Source organism: Pseudoalteromonas rubra (assembly GCF_000967655.1).
GTDB lineage: Bacteria > Pseudomonadota > Gammaproteobacteria > Enterobacterales > Alteromonadaceae > Pseudoalteromonas > Pseudoalteromonas rubra_A.
The window spans coordinates 56,068-74,706 of sequence record NZ_JXYA01000002.1 but is presented as its reverse complement, the minus strand read 5'-3'; the positions used below and the strand labels follow the sequence as shown (position 1 = coordinate 74,706).

The 18,639-nt window shown below is 49.5% G+C and carries 16 protein-coding genes; all 16 read left to right on the top strand.

Going from position 1 to position 18,639, the window contains the following annotated elements; all coding sequences use genetic code 11:
- Nucleotides 1-78 precede the first annotated feature (78 nt).
- The 16 genes from TW77_RS01195 to pepN all read left to right on the top strand — a co-directional run bounded on the left by TW77_RS01195 (nt 79) and on the right by pepN (nt 18,602).
- Nucleotides 79-2,841, top strand: coding sequence for a cation-transporting P-type ATPase (locus TW77_RS01195; RefSeq protein WP_046003142.1), 2,763 nt, complete (start codon nt 79-81; stop codon nt 2,839-2,841).
- Nucleotides 2,838-3,407, top strand: coding sequence for a Na+/H+ antiporter subunit E (locus TW77_RS24070; protein WP_082078783.1), 570 nt, complete (start codon nt 2,838-2,840; stop codon nt 3,405-3,407). Before TW77_RS01195 ends, TW77_RS24070 begins: the two co-directional genes overlap by 4 nt.
- Nucleotides 3,404-3,661, top strand: a complete 258-nt coding sequence (locus tag TW77_RS01185; RefSeq protein ID WP_046003141.1) for a monovalent cation/H+ antiporter complex subunit F — start codon at nt 3,404-3,406, stop codon at nt 3,659-3,661. The genes TW77_RS24070 and TW77_RS01185 overlap by 4 nt, the downstream gene beginning before the upstream one ends.
- A complete protein-coding gene (locus tag TW77_RS01180) occupies nt 3,658-3,999 on the top strand; it encodes a cation:proton antiporter (RefSeq protein WP_046003140.1) in 342 nt (113 codons plus the stop codon). The genes TW77_RS01185 and TW77_RS01180 overlap by 4 nt, the downstream gene beginning before the upstream one ends.
- Nucleotides 3,986-4,228 (top strand): DUF4040 domain-containing protein, encoded by a 243-nt coding sequence (locus tag TW77_RS01175; RefSeq protein ID WP_046003139.1) that lies wholly within the window; start codon nt 3,986-3,988, stop codon nt 4,226-4,228. The genes TW77_RS01180 and TW77_RS01175 overlap by 14 nt, the downstream gene beginning before the upstream one ends.
- 33 nt (nt 4,229-4,261) lie before the next feature.
- Entirely contained in the window at nt 4,262-5,023 is a 762-nt protein-coding gene (locus TW77_RS01170) for a Na(+)/H(+) antiporter subunit B (RefSeq protein WP_046003138.1), read from the top strand.
- Nucleotides 5,020-5,307 (top strand): NADH-quinone oxidoreductase subunit K, encoded by a 288-nt coding sequence (locus tag TW77_RS01165; protein ID WP_046003137.1) that lies wholly within the window; start codon nt 5,020-5,022, stop codon nt 5,305-5,307. The genes TW77_RS01170 and TW77_RS01165 overlap by 4 nt, the downstream gene beginning before the upstream one ends.
- Nucleotides 5,307-6,821: a complex I subunit 5 family protein gene (locus TW77_RS01160; RefSeq protein WP_046003136.1), complete on the top strand. Its 1,515-nt coding sequence runs from the start codon at nt 5,307-5,309 to the stop codon at nt 6,819-6,821. Before TW77_RS01165 ends, TW77_RS01160 begins: the two co-directional genes overlap by 1 nt.
- On the top strand, nt 6,818-10,042 hold the full coding sequence (locus TW77_RS24565; protein WP_071211943.1) for a complex I subunit 5 family protein: 3,225 nt from the start codon (nt 6,818-6,820) through the stop codon (nt 10,040-10,042). The genes TW77_RS01160 and TW77_RS24565 overlap by 4 nt, the downstream gene beginning before the upstream one ends.
- An 86-nt stretch (nt 10,043-10,128) precedes the next feature.
- On the top strand, nt 10,129-10,509 hold the full coding sequence (locus TW77_RS01150; RefSeq protein WP_240479446.1) for a hypothetical protein: 381 nt from the start codon (nt 10,129-10,131) through the stop codon (nt 10,507-10,509).
- A 122-nt stretch (nt 10,510-10,631) separates the two neighbouring features.
- Nucleotides 10,632-11,090 (top strand): GAF domain-containing protein, encoded by a 459-nt coding sequence (locus TW77_RS01145; protein ID WP_046003322.1) that lies wholly within the window; start codon nt 10,632-10,634, stop codon nt 11,088-11,090.
- Entirely contained in the window at nt 11,091-11,375 is a 285-nt protein-coding gene (locus tag TW77_RS01140) for a hypothetical protein (RefSeq protein WP_046003135.1), read from the top strand.
- An 8-nt stretch (nt 11,376-11,383) separates the two neighbouring features.
- On the top strand, nt 11,384-12,055 hold the full coding sequence (proQ, locus tag TW77_RS01135; RefSeq protein ID WP_010386041.1) for an RNA chaperone ProQ: 672 nt from the start codon (nt 11,384-11,386) through the stop codon (nt 12,053-12,055).
- A gap of 10 nt (nt 12,056-12,065) precedes the next feature.
- Entirely contained in the window at nt 12,066-14,102 is a 2,037-nt protein-coding gene (gene prc, locus TW77_RS01130) for a carboxy terminal-processing peptidase (protein WP_046003134.1), read from the top strand.
- Nucleotides 14,103-14,344: 242 nt separating this feature from the next.
- Nucleotides 14,345-15,820 (top strand): Na+/H+ antiporter NhaC, encoded by a 1,476-nt coding sequence (gene nhaC / locus TW77_RS01125; protein WP_046003133.1) that lies wholly within the window; start codon nt 14,345-14,347, stop codon nt 15,818-15,820.
- Between the two features lie 190 nt (nt 15,821-16,010).
- Nucleotides 16,011-18,602: an aminopeptidase N gene (gene pepN, locus TW77_RS01120; RefSeq protein ID WP_046003132.1), complete on the top strand. Its 2,592-nt coding sequence runs from the start codon at nt 16,011-16,013 to the stop codon at nt 18,600-18,602.
- Nucleotides 18,603-18,639 lie beyond the last annotated feature (37 nt).

Genomic DNA, 18,639 nt, shown 5'->3' with positions numbered 1-18,639 from the left:
AAGTTTAATAATTCGAGTTTTACATATTGTTGCTGCACCCTAGTATAGTTTTAGTACAACTAGTTCCCGAGGTGTTTTATGCAAGATCTGAAAGACTGGCACAGTCAACACTCAGAAGCAGTACTCAAGCAGTTCGAGGCCAACCCGGAACGGGGCTTATCCCCGCATCAGGTCGACAGGCAACAAGCCCAGTTTGGGCCGAACGCCATTACTAAACACGATGGCGATGGACCACTCAAGCGGTTTGCCCTGCAGTTCCATCAGCCCTTAGTCTATATTCTACTCTCTGCGGTAGTCGTTACGCTGGCCCTCCAGGAGTGGGTCGACTCAATCGTTATTTTCGCTGTGGTGTTACTCAACGCCATCATTGGCTTTGTACAAGAGTCTAAAGCGATCAATGCCATCAACGCCTTGTCGGGCAGTATTAAATCAACCGCAACCGTGATCCGCGACGGGGTAAAATCCACCATTCCCGCTCAACAACTTGTGCCCGGCGATATCGTATTGCTGCAGGCGGGCGATAAAGTGACGGCGGACATGCGCCTGGTAAAGGTCAGAGACTTACAGGTTGATGAATCGGCATTGACCGGCGAGTCGGTCCCTGTCGAGAAAAACCTCGAGGTGCTTGCCAAAGAAGCCCTGCTGGGCGATCGCCAGAATATGGCATTTTCGTCGACACTGGTAGTGTATGGTACCGGCGTTGGGGTAGTCACCGAGACCGGTGACAATACCGAAATTGGCAAAATCTCCGAGATGATAGCAACTACGCCAACACTGGATACCCCATTAACCAAGCGCATCAAGCAATTCAGCCATGTATTGTTGTATGCAATTGTGGGTCTGGCAGCCATCACCTTATTGATCGGATATCTGCATGGTCAGCCTTTGCTTGACTCCTTTATGGCGGCGGTTGCTTTGGCGGTGGGCGCGATCCCCGAAGGCTTACCTGCGGCGGTTACAATTATGTTGGCCATCGGTGTCTCGCTGATGGCTAAACGTAAAGCGGTGATCCGTAACTTGCCAGCGGTTGAAACACTGGGAAGCACTACTATTATCTGCTCTGACAAGACGGGCACCTTGACCAAAAACGAGATGACGGTAGAGCAAATCTACAGCGGCGGGCTGCTCTATGCGGTATCTGGCAATGGGTATGATCCAGAGGGTGAAATCCAGGCTCAAATGCCACAGTCCGAGCTACAGAGCGCGGCCGTTGACCCCAGCACTCAGCCGGGTCTTTATGCAACGCTCAGAGCGGGGGCTTTGTGTAATGACGCTCAGCTTATGGCACCGGATACGCAAAACGCACAGTGGCGCATTAGCGGCGACCCGACCGAAGCGGCATTACTGGTGTCGGCACATAAAGCCAATATGGCCTCAGGCAGCCTGAATGCCAAACGGGTCGATTGCATCCCGTTTCAATCTGAATATCAGTATATGGCTACTCTGGATGACGTTGACGACGCGCGCATAATCCATATGAAAGGTTCCATCGAGAGTATTTTGCCTAAGTGTCAGTTTATGCTCAATGAGCAGGGCGCGTGTGTCGCGCTTGATCAGGAAGCCATTGAACAACAAGTGGAGCGCCTTGCCGCTAAGGGCCTGCGGGTACTTGCTTTTGCCAGTAAAGCGACTTCCCAGGAGCAAAGCACGCTGAGCCATGAAGATGTGGCCGGTGAGCTGGTGTTCCTCGGCTTACAGGCAATGATAGATCCGCCTCGCCCGGAAGCCATTGAGGCCGTTGCAGCCTGTCACCGCGCAGGGATCCGGGTCAAGATGATCACCGGCGACCACGCACTGACCGCTACCAGCATCGCCAAACAGCTTGGCATTATTCAGCCGCAAAGCGCGGGTAAAACCGTCACTGGCTATCAGTTAGGGGATTTGTCGGAGCATGAGTTCAGTGACATTGCCAGTTACAATGACGTGTTTGCACGGGTTAGCCCTGAGAACAAGTTACAGTTGGTAAAATCGCTCCAGGCTGAAGGCCATGTAGTGGCGATGACGGGGGATGGGGTAAATGATGCACCAGCGCTCAGACGGGCCGATATTGGTGTGGCGATGGCGCTCAACGGAACCGAAGTGGCCAGAGATGCATCGGATATGATGCTGACCGATGATAATTTTGCCACTGTGCGCGCCGCGGTTGAGGAAGGCCGGGGGGTCTTCGATAACCTCAAAAAGTTCATTGTCTGGACATTGCCGACTAACGGCGGGGAAGGCCTGGTTATCTTGCTGGCCGTACTCTTGGGTGTCTCTTTACCATTGTTACCCGTACATATTCTATGGGTTAACATGACCACCGCGATATTACTCGGCCTGATGCTGGCGTTTGAGCCTAGAGAAAAGGGCATTATGGAACGTCCTCCATACGACCCGGACGCCCCCATCATAGACAGGATCTTAATGTGGCGTATTTTGTTGGTGTCGTCGTTATTGTGTATCACAGCCTTTGGCCTGTATGAGCTGGAGCTGATGTGGGGTGCAACAGAAGCACAAGCCAGAACCGTGGCGGTTGCCATGTTTGTCGTCGGCGAAGCATTCTACCTGTTTAACTGTCGCTCGCTGGACCGCTCTGTGTTTTCAGTCGGGATGTTCTCAAACCGCTGGATCTGGATTGGTATCGCATTGATGATGGCGCTGCAGCTCTTGTTTACCTATCAGCCTCTGATGAATGACTGGTTCCAAAGTGCGCCTATCTCGCTAGAAGCCTGGCTGCGTGTTATTGCCTGTGGTTGGTTAATCTCCCTGATTGTTGGGGTTGAGAAGCACCTGCGCGGCAGAAATAAAACGTCTCAGGCCACGTCAGATACAAACACTAACAGAGTGAGCGAATCAGTATGAACTCAAAGACACATTCTCACACTTCAGACAAACGGACCTTGCTTATCCGAGCATTGATCTTCAGTGCACTTTGGTTGCTACTCACGAAAGGGGCGTGGTCCTCATGGGTGGTAGGCATTGTCGTTGTACCTGTGTCTGTCTGGATGAGCATGTGTCTTTTTAACAGTACACCGAGTACAGCAGGGAATAATGGCAAACCTGTAACAGGCCGGCTGCATTATGGTCGCTTGTTGCGTCTGTTGCCGTATTTTCTGTTGAACTCGTTAAAAGGGGGAGTACAAACCGCAAGCCTGGCGTTTTCGCCGCGCGTTGAAATGCGTCCGGGCACTGTCTTTTACTCGGTACAATTACCAGCAGGGCATACACAGTTGTGGTTTATACACCTGATCAGTTTGTTGCCGGGTACTTTGAGTGCCCATCTGAAAGGAAAGCAACTACAGATCCACATGCTTGAGGTGACTGAACGCAATTACCGGGATGTCATTGACTGTGAACAAAAGATAGCCTATTTATTTGATTTAGAAATAGATAAAAAATCGGTGCCGGTTTTGAAGGAGCAATTATGAGTGACTATTTGAATCTGGCCGTTACAGTTTTAACTTTGACTTTATTAGGGGGGCTGTGGCGGCTTTGGTTGGGCCCTTCCAAACTTAACCGGATACTTTCTTTGCAGCTGTTTGGCACCATAGGTGTGGCCATTCTGGCACTGCTTGCTGTGGTGTACCAGCAAAGCGCATTGTTTAATGTGGCACTGGTGTTGGCTCTGCTGGCCCCGACCGCAACGGTCATCCTGGTTAAAATGGGAGAGACTAAATCATGACGCTTTTCGACTGGTATAGCCTGGTGATGGTGACACTCGGTGTGTTCTTTTTTGTTGCAGGCTGCGTTGGCTTATGGCGCTTTCCAGATGAGCTATCAAAATTGCACGCTCTGACCAAGGCCGATAACTTGGGACTGGGGTTTATTGTATTAGGCGTGATCCCCCAAGTTGGCGAAGTGGCTGATGCTATCCAGCTCTTGGTGATCTGGGTTGCGGTTATGCTGGCCGGTGCAGTTTCCTGCTATTTGTTGGCCAGCCAAACAGAGCCAGCAAGTAGCGAGCAAAGCGGCAATGAGCAGGGGCGCGAATGTAAGGAGCAGACGTATGATAAGCGGTGAGTTAGTTATCGACCTGCTGTTGGGAGGCGGCGCTGTCGTTACGGCCGTATTGTGCCTGACTGCCAAAGACTTATTTCAGGCAATTTTATTGTTCATCAGTATGGGCTTGCTGGTCACACTTGCCTGGGTCAGGCTTGGTGCCTGGGATGTTGCGATTGCAGAAGCGGCCATTGGTGCCGGATTAACGGGTGCTTTGCTCATTGCTACACGCAGGCAGCTCAATCAATAACGCAGATCGGAACATTCACCACAGGGGTAATATATGTTTAATGACTTGACGCTGGGTCGTAATACGCAACAACAGGCAAGTTTGCCGGCCGGCGTCTTGATTATGCTTGTTCTGGCAATCGCCGCAGCCTGTCTTTTTTTGATTAAAGCGCTTATCGACTTTGGACCTGCTGAGCAGCCCCTAGTGGCACTGGTCGCATCCAACCTTGCACAAAGTGGCGTCGACAACCCGGTCACAGCGGTGTTGCTCAACTTTCGCAGCTACGACACTTTGCTTGAGGTTGCGGTGCTGTTGATTGTGGCACTGGCGGTGGTGCCTGCAAGCACAGATCAAAGCAAGTTGCGGTTTATTAGTGTGTCGGTACCGACCGAGCGCAGCTTTGTGTTGGAGGCATTTCTGCGTTGGTTACTACCCGCGATAGTGGTGACCTCCGGATACCTTTTATGGACCGGTGCGGCCTTGCCTGGCGGGGCGTTTCAGGCAGGTGCTTTACTGGCGGGCGCCGGTATTCTATTACTACTGGCCGGCCATCATAATTTTAATTTTAATGCGCCAGCCGCGCGATTATTGTTAGTCGTAGGTTTGGCTGTATTTTTACTGGTTGGCGCAGCTGTGATCCTGTCAAGCGGCACAGCATTAGCTTACCCGCAAGCCTGGGCTGGAATGTTAATTCTGATAATAGAAGTCGCGGCAACGTTAACCATAGCGGCTATTTTAGTGTTGCTGTTTTGTGCGTTGCAAGTTGAACCACCACGTGCAAAGTACGAGGGCCCAAAAAAGGAGGAGCACTCATGACGCAAGCGATGTTATATGCCGTTTTTGGCATTGTTTTATTCGGCGTGGGGCTGTTTGGCGTGCTGGCAATTGCTCACGTTATGAAAAAGATCCTCGCAATAAACATTTGTGGCGTTGGCGTATTTATGGTGTTTATCGCCAATGCCTCATCTGGCGTTGCCGCTGATTTTGTGCCACATGCGATGGTGCTGACTGGCATTGTGGTGGCCGTTGCTGGTACTGCGATGGCTTTGTCTTTGGTGGTCAGAATTAACGCACTTGAACAGCAAGAGGAAGACGCTTAATGCCGATATCTGACGTATCCTCTTTACTTCCTCTGCTGGTCGCTATTCCCCTGACAGGCGCCATCTTTTCTGTATTGATAAACTCTAAACATGGGCAGGTGCTGACAGGGCTGCTTGCGGCATTGAGTTTGGCGCTAGTGATCTGTGCTATCTTACTAGGTCTACCTTCTGAAGGGCTACAGAGCACAACGGCATTCAGATACCCTCTTGCTGGCTGGGAGGCGCCGTTAGGTATTGCACTGAGTCTGGACGGATTTTCAGCATTGCTGCTGACGTTGACGACTTTCTTAGTCACTGTATTGACCTTTTATTCTGCTTATTATTTTTCGGCTTCGCCTGCTCGTGTGCGCTTTTGGCCGCTTTGGTGGTTGCTGGTGGCCGGAATTAACGCGCTATTTTTATCGGCTGATGTCTTCAATGTGTATGTAACACTCGAGATCATCGGGCTGGCTGCGGTTGCGCTGGTTGCACTGAGTGGTAACAAGGCTGGCCTGACAGCGGCGCTGCGGTATCTGTTGGTGGGCTTGCTTGGGTCGCTTTGCTATTTAATGGCTGTGGCTTTGTTGTATCACCTTTACGGCACACTGGACTTTGCTCAGCTTGCTGCGAAAGCTGAGTCGAACCCATTAAGCTGGGCTGCATTGGCGCTCATTACTGTGGGTCTTGTGTTAAAAACGGCGCTGGTTCCGCTACATTTTTGGTTGCCCCATGCGCACGGCAGTGCTCCGGCACCGGTCAGCGCTATTTTGTCTGCACTGGTTGTCAAAGCCTCGTTTTATCTGCTGGTGAGATTTTGGATGGAGATTTTAGCACCGGCTGTCACCAATGATGCATTGATGCTGCTGGGTATTCTTGGGGGCCTGGCGATTTTGTGGGGGGGCATTCAGGCACTCAGAGCGACACGCTTAAAACTGATGGTAGCCTATTCGACCGTCGCGCAGATTGGGTATTTGTTTCTACTGTTCCCGCTGTTGATGAGCGCGGAAGGGACATCAGCATCGCAGCTGGCTGCACAGCATCAAAGTGCACTGGCAGCGGTGTGCTACTTTATTGTTGCGCATGCCTGTGCCAAAGCGGCAATGTTTATTGCTGCTGGCAATATCATCCATTCATTGGGGCACGATGATATCGCCAAGTTGCAGGGCATGGCCAAGTATATGCCGCTGAGTTTATTCACGTTTGCGATAGCCGGTGGCAGTTTAATTGGCTTGCCACCCAGTGCCGGGTTTATTGCTAAATGGTTATTGCTTAATGTTGCCATAGATACTGGGCAATGGTGGTGGGTCGTGATCATTCTCACCGGCGGACTATTGGCGGCACTGGCCATATTCAGAGTACTGGACCTGGCATTTATTAAACCAGAGCAGGCGTCTGAGCAGGTTGCCCCCGATAACTGGCAGAAGGTGCCTGTTGCGATGCCGCTTAGTGGTTTGGCACTTGCGCTCTGTACGATGGCGCTGGGCTTTAACGCGGATCTGATCATTGATCTCATCACGATAGGAGGCGGCGAATGATGTGGCAAAGTACTCTGCCTTTATTGATTTTATTAAGCGCGTTGGCATCGGGCATTGCGATCTTCTTTGTCAGTGACGACAAGCCCATACTCAGAAAGACCTTGAACTTTTTGGGGGCTGGCAGCTGCGTGGCTTTGATCCTAGTGATGATCTCGGGCGTGTATCAGGGGCAGGTGTTTGAAACGCGTTTACCTTTGCTGCCTAATATGGATTTGGTGTTGCATGCGGATGCGCTGTCATTGCTATTCGTCGCCTTATCCGGTTTTTTGTGGTTGCTGACCACGATTTATGCCATCGGTTATCTGGAGCAATCTCCCAATCGCAGTCGTTTTTTCGGATTCTTTAGCCTGTGTGTATTTGCGACCATAGGTGTTGCGCTGGCGGGCAACCTGATCACCTTTTTGATTTTCTATGAGTTGCTGACGCTGACAACCTATCCGCTGGTTGTGCATAAAGGGAACAAGGCATCGCTGGCGGCCGGGCGTAAGTATCTGATTTACACCATGCTGGGGGGAGCCAGCCTACTGGCCGGTGTTGTCTGGCTTAAAGCCCTGGCGGGCTCACTGGATTTTACCGCAACCGGGATTTTGGCCTCTATGCCGCACCTGGACCCGCTTCATCTGAAAGTGATCTTTGCTCTGATCATCATTGGTTTAGGTGTCAAAGCGGCGTTGGTACCGTTGCACGGCTGGCTACCGTCTGCCATGGCTGCACCTGCGCCGGTCAGTGCCTTGTTGCATGCCGTTGCTGTCGTAAAAGCGGGCGCATTTGGCATAGTGCGAGTAGTATATGATGTTTACGGTGTTGAGTTTGCGCAGGAGCTGGGGCTGACCATCATACTGGCCGTAATGGCCTCTATTACCATTGTGTATGGCTCGACCCGAGCGGTGTTTCAGGATGATTTAAAGCGCAGGCTGGCTTATTCGACGGTCAGCCAGGTGTCTTACATTGCGCTTGGGACTGCCATTGCCGGACCGATTGCGACGATCGGCGGGATTGCACACCTGGTCCACCAGGGGTTGATGAAAATCACTATGTTCTTCTGTGCCGGCAGTATTGCAGAAACACTTGGCGTCACTAAGGTGAGTCAAATGAATGGTGCTGGTAAGCGCATGCCGCTTACTATGCTGGCGTTCAGTCTGGCGGTGCTGGGGATGATAGGGATCCCGCCCGCTGCGGGCTTTATTTCCAAATGGTATTTGGGTACCGGTGCATTGGAGGCGGGGTTTTATTGGGTGCTTGGGGTGCTGATTATTAGTAGCCTGCTTAATGCTATCTACTTTCTGCCCATCCTGTATGCCGCCTGGTTTAAGCCACAGCAGGAAGCCTGGCCCAAAGAGCAACCGCGCGGGCGCTTTGAAACGCACTGGATGCTGATGTTGCCGCCAATTGTAACGGCGTTACTGGCATTGAGTGCTGGCTTATTTGCAGACGCTCAGTTTAGCCCACTCAACTGGGTTAAGCTAATAGCAGCCCGGGAGTATGGTAGTGAGTTTGTGTCGACACTGGCATTAAGTTCGCAACAGATCCCCTGGATGTGGCTGGCAATTATTACGCCCATATTGTGCGCGCTGCTGCTCGTGCGCAAGCGGATGCAGGAAATTGCTCATTGGTTTTTGCCTGTGTCTGCCGCTATAGCACTGCTGGCATTTAGCGTGTCATCGCAAGGCACAAATACCACGCCGTGGCTGTTCTTTGGTAGTATCATGACGCTCAATGAGACGACCTCGACCTTTTTCCTGCTCGCGGCCTGCTTATGGCTTCTGGCGGCGGTCTTTGCCGTCAACTTTGCCAAAGACGATGCGCGAAAAGTGCGTTTTTGCCTGTTTTTCCTGCTCGCCATGTGTGGCAACTTTGGGCTTATACTTGCCGAGGACATGTCAGGTTTTATCAGTTTCTTTACTTTGATGAGTCTGGCCTCGTATGGCCTGGTTGTGCACTTTGATACAGAGGAGGCACATCAGGCCGGTAAGTCTTATATGCAATGGGCTGTGCTGGGAGAGTTGTTGCTGTTTACCGCTTTGGCTGGTCTCGCTTTTGGCTCAATTGATCCGTCCTCAGCAGGGAATCCTGAGCAGGCTTACCCGGCCTGGGCAATTGGGTTTTTGCTTGCCGGGTTTGGCGTAAAAGCAGGATTGTTTGGCCTGCATGTGTGGTTGCCACTGGCGCACCCGGTTGCCCCCGTTGCTGCCAGTGCGTTGCTGAGCGGCATCATGGTTAAAGCCGGTTTGCTGGGCTGGCTGAAGTTTATTCCGTTTGGAGAAGTCGCGTTTGCAACCTTTGGCTCTGTACTCGTGGTGCTCGGGCTGTTTGCGGCATTTTTTGGTGTTTTAGTGGGCGTGACGCAGGAAAACCCCAAAGCTTTACTTGCATACTCAACCATGAGCCAGATGGGTATCTTGATAGCCGCAGTTGGTGCGGGGCTCAAATATCCCGAGATATGGTCTGTGCTGTTGCCAGCGATAGTATTATACGCAGTGCACCACGGACTGGCTAAAGCGGCGCTGTTCCTTTTTGCAGGGATGAATAGCACCCTGGCATGGCAGAAGTATCCCTGGCTGTGTTGGGTGGCAGTAGCGCTGCCTGCTGCTGCACTGGCCGGGTTGCCGTTGACCAGTGGCGCGGTTGCCAAGGTAGCGCTAAAAGATGTGGTCGGGCGGGATCTGCTTATGGGCACTGTATTGCCGTTAACCGCAGTCGGTACCACCTGGCTGATGATGCGATTCTTACAATTGATTGGGCAAAAGCGCTCAAACGCTACAAAGAGTCAGCCGGATAGACTTCAGTTAGGCGCATATGCGCTATTGCTGGTCCTGGTTTTAGTTATGAGTTATCTGATCCCTCAGGCTGAGGCGGCATGGTCTACGCAACTTACCTTGGCGAGTGTATGGGGGAGTGCATGGACAGTGTTACTTGGGCTTGGCCTGTACCTCGCAACCCGTCCCTTTGTAAACAACATGGAGCCGCTGCCACCTGGAGATATCAATCTTGCCTATGTGGAGGCTGGCACGTTTGTGCGTCTTGGTGCAGATACAACGGCAGATGGTTTGCAATTGCTGAAGGGTGAAATAAAGAGCACCTCCTGGCAGCTGCCTCAGCGGGTTGTACAAAGGCAGGCACGGCTGATAGGCATGGCTACTGCGACCATACGCTCTGCGGCGACGCCGGGTGTGTTGTTTGCTGTACTGCTGAGCATGCTGTTATGGTTTATGGCTATCTAAACCTATTAGACCAAAGTTGACTTGTGATACATGCGTTTGCCGTTAACACTGAACATGTCTATGCAAAGTGTGAAAAGGTGAAAGAGATGATCAAAAGACAAGTAGCTAAAGCTGTGGGGTATTCGTTACTGTCTCCGCTCATCATTGGGCTTGTGCTGGGCAGCTATTACGCGCTGATAAGTGGCCAGAGCAAAGTGTTGTTTCAAATACTGATGACGGCGGTGGCGAATGCTCATATCGTTGGCTTATCCATGGCATTTTTTGTTTTACCAGCCTATTTACTGCTGCAGCGCTATAACAAGCTAAGTTATTCAGGAGTTTTGACGGCTGGCATGCTCGGCGGAGCGCTGTTTAGCTTTTTATTCGTTGCCAGTTCCGGCATGGTTTTTATTATCAATGCGGTGATGGCGGCACTGGGAGCAGGGCTGTTTTTGTTCAGTTTGCGTCGCAATGCGCACAGGGTGTGATGGCTTTTTATACAGCTCGGTGGTGTTTTACACTAATTTAATAGTTTTTCTGTCTAAAAGGTTTCATTTAGCTGCACGAAAGAGTACCTTTACTTCTTATGTAAATTTGTTGAATGACCGCAATGCAGAAGAAAAAGTTCTACGATACTCTCAGCCTACAAGCTCAGGCCCTGATTGGTGATGAGCACAATTACATCGCCAATATGGCAAACCTCAGCGCCCTGTTATTTACCTCATTAGAAGACATAAACTGGGCTGGCTTTTACCTTTTAGATGGTAAAGATGAGCTCGTATTAGGCCCTTTCCAGGGCAATCCCGCCTGCATTCGAATTCCGCTTGGCAAAGGCGTATGTGGCACTGCGGCCGCTGAGTTAACCACTCAACTCGTCGAGGATGTGCACAGCTTTGATGGTCATATTGCCTGCGATGCTGCATCAAACTCCGAAATCGTCATCCCTGTGATGAGAAACGGTGAATTATTTGCCGTGCTGGATATCGATAGCCCGAGTTTGGCAAGGTTTGACGATGAAGATAAAATAGGCCTGGAAGCACTGGTTAAATGCTTTGAAGGTACATTGTAAATGAAAGAATTACTCAACGTTCAGGATTACCTGTTTTCAAACTTCGATGTCGGAGACTGGGAAGGGGACGAAGAGCGTGTCGCAGAAACGTTGAATGAGCTTATCCACGTAGCCTGGGAGCAAATACCTGACGATCTGGCGTGCGAGAAAATTGATTTAATTATAAATGGAATATGGGAACATCTGCGCGGCGATTTAGCACTTGTTGAAGCCGAGTATGATGAACTCGTTGACTGGGTTACACATTACATTCAGTCATCTCTTGATGATAATATTGAACTATAGGTTTAGACATGGAAACCACAAACAAGCTAAAAGATATCAAAGAGGTTCTCGACTTTTTATATGCCGAGTTTCCTCAGTGTTTTAAACAAAAAGACGGTATTAAACCGCTTAAGGTCGGTATCTTCAAAGATATTGCCGCCAGAATTGAAGGATCTGAAAAAGTCAGTAAGACTCAGGTTCGCCAGGCGCTGCGCAAGTACACTTCTTCGTGGCGTTACTTAGAAGCCGTAATTAACAATGAATTTCGTGTTGACTTGGACGGTAATGACGCCGAGAAAGTTGAGCAGGAACATGTAGAACATGCGCAAAAAGCACTGGAAGAGTCACGTGCTAAAATGGCTAAACGTAAGAAGCCGCAACGTCCAAGACAAGATGGTCGTGGTGAGCGCCGTCGCGACGGTGACACAAAATCTTACAAATCTCGCGGTGAGAACAAGCACCGTCACGGCAATAAAAACGCTAAAGTTAATGCTAAGCCAGAGCAACAGCAACGTCGTAGCTCAGGTAAAGTTGAACCTCTGCCGGCAAATGAGGTCAAGGTAAATAATAAGGTTAAAGTAAAGTTGGGACAGGCCTTAGTTAATGCAACCATCACTGAAGTCAACAAAGATGAAGTTCATGTTGAATTGGTGACAGGTATGCAAGTTAAAACAAAAGCTGAAAGCCTGTTTATTCTTTAAGGAGTAGTGTATGAGTAATAAGTTACCTTTAGTTGGTGCAATCGCACTGTTTGTGTCTGGCGTGTGTTCAGCTGCAACACAGACTGTCACGGAAAAAGACATTCCTGTACTGGAGCCTGAAATCCAGCATGCGACGGCAACCAAAAGGGTAACCAGTAAATTTACTCGTGAGCACTACAAGCGCTTTAAACTCGACGATGCGCTGTCTGAGCAAATTTTTGACCGTTATATCGAGAATCTCGATTATAACAAGTCACTGTTTCTTCAGTCAGACATCGACAAGTTTGCGAATTACAGAAAGCAATTTGACGATGCATTGAAAAAAGGCAAACTCGATTTTGCCTTTGACATGTTCAACGTCAGTATGCAACGTCGCTACGAGCGCTTTAACTATGCTATTTCTCTGTTAGATACAGAAATGAAGTTTGATAAACCGGACGAGTTTGTATTTGACAGAGAAGAGATGCAATTTGCCAGCACTCAAGCCGAGCTGGATGAGTATTGGCGTCAACGCGTTAAGTCTGACGCTTTGCGCTTAAAACTTACAGGCAAAGACTGGGCCGGCATCAAAGAAGTGCTGACCAAGCGCTATAAAAACACCATCAAACGTTTGGTACAAACTAATAACGAAGATGCATTTCAGATTGTGATGAACGCCTTTGCGCGTAGCATCGAAGCGCATACTTCCTACTTATCGCCCCGTCGTGCTGAGCAATTTAAAATGGACATGGAGCTTGAGCTGGAGGGTATAGGCGCCGTGTTGGGTTATGACGAAGACTACACGATTATCCGCAGTCTGGTTCCTGGCGGCCCTGCCGACAAAACAGAAAAAATCAAACCGGATGACCGCATTGTAGGTGTGGCGCAGGAAGGGGAAGAGTTTGTCGATGTGATTGGCTGGCGTCTCGATGACGTTGTCGACCTCATTAAAGGCCCTAAAGGGACCAAAGTACGGCTTCAGTATCTTAAAGGCAGTGACACCCATGGTACACCCAAAGTGGTGGAAATCGTGCGGGATAAAATCCGTCTTGAAGACAGAGCTGCGAAGTCAGAGGTTTTTGAAGCCAAATATTCAGATCTCACCAGCAAAGTCGGTGTGATTGAAATCCCCAGCTTCTATAACAACTTGTCGAAAGATGTGAAAAAGGAGCTGGAAAAGCTCAAAGAACAAAAGGTGGATGGTATTATCATCGATCTCAGACAAAACGGTGGCGGCTCATTGTATGAAGCCACTCAGCTGTCTGGGTTATTTATCGATAAAGGCCCGATAGTGCAGATCCATACTGCCTACAACCGCGTTGAAGCGCAAAAAGACAGTGACGGTGTGACTTATTACGACGGGCCGCTAACTGTATTGGTTGACCGTTACAGTGCATCAGCATCAGAGATTTTTGCTGCTGCAATGCAGGATTATGGACGTGCAGTGGTGATCGGGGAGCAAACGTTTGGTAAAGGTACGGTACAGCAACACCGTGGCCTCAGAAAAACTTATGATCTGTTTGATAACGCACTTGGCAGCATTACCTACACCATTGCTAAATTCTATCGAATCGACGGTGGTAGCACCCAGAACAAGGGCGTTATTCCGGATATTTTACTGCCTTCTGCGATTGATCCGGCAGAGTGGGGTGAGAGCCAGGAAGATAATGCGTTACCATGGGATAGCATTGTAAGAGCCAAATATCGCCAGTTAGATGACTTGAGTCCGACGATCAAATATCTGAGCGAGCGTCATGGGCTTCGTATTGCGAAAGAACCTGAGTTTGCATACGTTTATGATGACATTGCGCGATACAAAGAACAGAAAGACGACATTGCCATTTCGCTGGTTGAAGCAGAGCGTACCAAAGAGCGTGAAGAGCGTGACGAGCGTGCGCTGAAGCGTACCAATGAGCGTCTTAAGCGCCTAGGTCAGGAGCCGGTGAAAGACCTGGACGATGTACCAGATATCATCGCAGAGCTGGACCCTTACCTGGAAGAAGCGGCGTTGATCACACAAGATCTGATCAACTACGGTCGCCTGGCCAAGAACAATACGGGTGATTGAGCTAAGGTTATAAAGCCAGGCTTACAGCAGGCTAAACGATGAAAAGGCGCATTGAGCGCCTTTTTTCGTTACCAGTGCGTGGGAAATTTGTTATTATTGACAGCTGCAATATTAAAAATAGTCAGGCAAGAACATGCCTGGCGCTGTCTTGGGCGCAGATTCAGGTGTTGTGCTTAACCATTGAACTGACCCGGCAGAGATAATAATAAAGCACTCCATTAAGTGCGAAGGAGTATTCTGGTTTGAGACAACAAAAGCAAGCATCCTATCTGGATGCCTTTATTCCAATTGTGGTACTAGTCAGCCTGTTAGGCGCTGCTGTATACCTGTACGGTGATAACTCTTCTTCAGGGCCGAACCAGATAGCCCTGCTGTTTGCGACCTTTACGGCCGCATTAATTGGCCTAAAAAATGGTTTTACCTGGAAAACGCTCGAAGAAGCCATGATCAAAGGGATCACGATTTCTTTAGGGGCAATCCTGATCCTGCTGATGGTCGGCGCTTTGATCGGAACCTGGCTGTTGTCTGGTACGGTGCCAACCTTAATCTATTATGGCTTGCAGATCATTCATCCGTCCTGGTTCTATGCTGCAGGCTGTTTGATCTGTGGCATAGTTGCCATGAGTATCGGTAGTTCCTGGACGACAGCCGCGACCATAGGTGTTGCCTTATTAGGGGTGGCCAATGGCCTGGGGCTCGACCCGGTTGTCACGGCCGGTGCGGTGATCTCGGGTGCTTACTTTGGTGACAAACTTTCGCCACTTTCAGAAACAACCAATCTGGCACCCGCAGTGGCAGGCAGTGATCTGTTTGAGCATATTCAGCACATGCTGTGGACCACAGTCCCAAGCTTTGTCATTGCTTTGATAATTTTTATCTTTATGGGATTCAACGCGGATGTGTCGAGTGAATCGAGCAAAATTGATGAAATTGCCACTATCCTGCAAAGTAACTTCAACATCAGCATTTTTAACCTGGTGCCGCTTGCTATTTTACTGGGTCTTGCGATTAAAAAAATGCCTGCTTTTCCGGCTATTTCAATCGGCGCCGTCATTGGCGCGATTTGGGCGTTGCTGTTCCAGGGAGATTTGATAGCGAGTCAGGTGAACCCTGACGAGGGTGTGCTGGTGAGTCATTTCAAACTGGTTTGGGCAACCTTCTTTGACGGGTTCAGCCTTGAAACGGGTAACGCCAAAATGGATGACTTGCTAAGTGGCGGCGGTATGTCCAGCATGCTGACAACAACCTGGCTGGTCATGACGGCGTTGATGTTTGGCGCCATTATGGAAAAAACGGGACTGCTTGAACTGTTTGTTAAGAGCATTCTCAAAGTGGCAAAGAGCACAGGCTCTCTTATTGCCTCTACGGTTGCGACTTGTTTTGGTACTAACCTGGTGGCGGCAGATCAGTATATCGCCATTGTGGTACCAGGCCGTATGTTCAAAGAAGAATATAAGCAACGTGGCCTGAGAAGCGTGAACTTATCCAGAACGCTGGAAGACGGCGGGACAATCACCAGTCCTCTTATTCCCTGGAATACTTGTGGTGCCTATATGCAAAGCGTACTGTTGATTAATCCACTTGATTATGCCGTTTATGCTTTCTTTAACCTGATCAACCCGTTCCTGGCGATCGTATACGCTTACCTGGGCATTAAGATTTTGAAAATCAAGCCCAAAACAATGCAGCAGGGCACACCAGCTTCCGATGCGCCCTAAGCGCTTAACCTGAATGAAACTAAAGCGCCTCATTAAAAATGAGGCGCTTTTACCTGTTTCCTAGCCATAAATCCCTTTGCCCTTAGCGCGGGTCGTTCTACAATAAAGATATTGATTTGCACTCATTTTTTCATTTTGCTTAGTCGGGCCACACTGACATTTGCAAATGAATTTGATAATAGGAATTGTCATGACCTCAAAACCCCAGGCTAAATACCTGCATGATTATCAGCCTCCCACTCATGCAGTTGAAAACCTCTCCTTAACATTCGAACTGGATCCACAAAATACTCAGGTAACTGCGCGTTTTACATTGACGGCGCAAAGTGGTGCAACGTCAGTGATGCTTGACGGTATAGAGTTGACACTGAACTCTGTGAAAGTGAATGGACAAAACCATTCAGACTACACACTACATGATACGGGTCTTGAGTTACATGGGCTGAGTCCACGCGCTGAAATTGAAATCGTCAATACCATTTCACCCGGCACCAATACCTCCCTTGAAGGTTTGTATCTGTCAGATGGGGCGTACTGTACCCAGTGCGAGGCTGAAGGGTTTCGGAAAATTACCTATTTCCTGGATAGACCGGATGTACTGACGACCTATCAGGTCAAGATAATCGGGCCCAAAGAAATGCCTTATTTGCTCTCCAACGGTAATAAGGTCGACAGTGGTGAGCTGGCAGATGGCCGCCATTACGTATGCTGGGAAGACCCTTTTAAAAAGCCATCGTATTTATTTGCGCTGGTCGCCGGCGACTTTGATGTGCTGTCTGATAAGTTTGAAACCCGCTCAGGCCGCCAAGTCGACCTGCAACTTTTCGTTGATAAAGGTAATTTGAGCAAAGCACCGCACGCGATGACGTCTTTGAAGAAGGCCATGGCGTGGGACGAAGCGCGCTTTGACCTTGAGTACGATCTTGATATTTACATGATAGTTGCTGTGGACTTTTTCAACATGGGGGCGATGGAAAACAAAGGCCTCAATGTGTTTAACAGTGCCTGCGTACTGGCCAACCAGGAAACCGCAACCGACAGAGATTTTCACGTGATTGAGTCGATTGTTGGACATGAATATTTCCATAACTGGACAGGCAATCGTGTAACCTGTCGCGATTGGTTCCAGCTGAGCCTCAAAGAAGGCTTGACGGTATTTCGTGATCAGGAATTCAGCAGCGATTTGGGATCGCGCGCATTAAACCGGATCGATGCGGTGAATACGGTTCGTACCCACCAGTTTGCAGAAGATGCCGGGCCAATGGCACACCCAATTCGCCCCCAGCAAGTGATCGAAATGAATAACTTCTATACGGTGACTGTCTATAACAAAGGCGCTGAAGTGATCCGTATGATGCATACCATTTTGGGAGAGGCGGGTTTCCAAAAGGGCATGAAGCAGTATTTCGAACGTCATGATGGTCAAGCGGTTACCTGTGATGACTTTGTTGCTGCCATGAGTGATGCCAATGGTAAAGACTTAAGCCAATTTAAGCTCTGGTACAATCAAGTCGGTACCCCGAAAATCAGTGCCCGAACGAGTTATGATGCGCAGCAAGGGGAGTTTACCCTGCATCTGGCGCAGAGCCATGCAGACAATGATCCTGTTGAAGCGCCACTACATATTCCAGTGGCGATTGAGCTGTTAGACCAGCAAGGGCAGGTGATTGCAATTCCTGAATCAACCGCCAAACAAGGCAAAGTCATTGAGTTGACAGAGAAACAACAAAGCTTTGTTTTTGCAGGATTAAAGGATGAGCCTGTGGTCGTACTACTGGAGGACTTTTCGGCTCCCTGCACACTGAACTACGATCATAAACAGCATCAGTTGCTTCACATTGCTAAGTTTGCAAGCAGTGATTACGCGCGCTGGGAAGCCATTCAGCAGCTATATAAAGCCGAGATTAAATCACTGGTCAACACACAGGCATTTGCTGAATATCGCCTACCCGAAAGCTTGACTCACGCGCTGAGTGTGTTGCTTGACGACTTAAGCGGAGATCTGTCGATTCTGGCGGAGCAATTTACAGTGCCAGGCTTTGATGCCCTTAGTGCTGATCACAACCCAGTGCCGGTTGAGCCGCTGCACCAGGCGATTTCGACTATAGAGTATCAGATAGCACAGAAGCTTAAGCCAGTCTGGTGTGCAACCTATGAACAGCTCAATGATGACGGCAGCCTGAGCAGCGCCGCGGTCGCTACTCGAACAATGAAAAATAAATGTCTGTTTTATCTCGCACTGGTATCGGATTCCCAGATCCAAGGCTGGATCCAGGAACAAAGTGAAAGCCACAACATGACGCTAAAACTAGGTGCGATCAGGGCCGCAGTGAATGCGGATCATGTGCTGACCCAGTTGTTACTAGATGATTTTGACAAGCAGTGGCAATCCGATCTGCTGGTAATGGACAAGTGGTTTGCACTGCAAGCCAGCCGGCGCGACGATAACTGCTTAGACAACATTTTGTCTCTGTACAGCCACCCCTGTTTCGACAAAGCGAATCCAAACCGGGTTAGGGCACTCATTGGCGCATTCACTCGCAGCAATCCACTTCACTTCCATCGTAACGACGGGCAGGGCTACGCATTATTGGGTGATTTGATAGCCGAATTAAACCAGGTCAACCCGCAAAACGCCTCGCGGATCATCACGCCTTTGTTGTCGTTCAAACGCTTTGATGAAACCCGTCAAGGCCTGATGAAAGCGCAATTAGAGAAGCTGGCGAGATTGCCTGAATTGAGCGACGATTTGTACGAAAAAATTGACAAGGCGCTGAATTAACAGGGCCTCTGGCTGTAATGTGTAAAGGTTATTATAT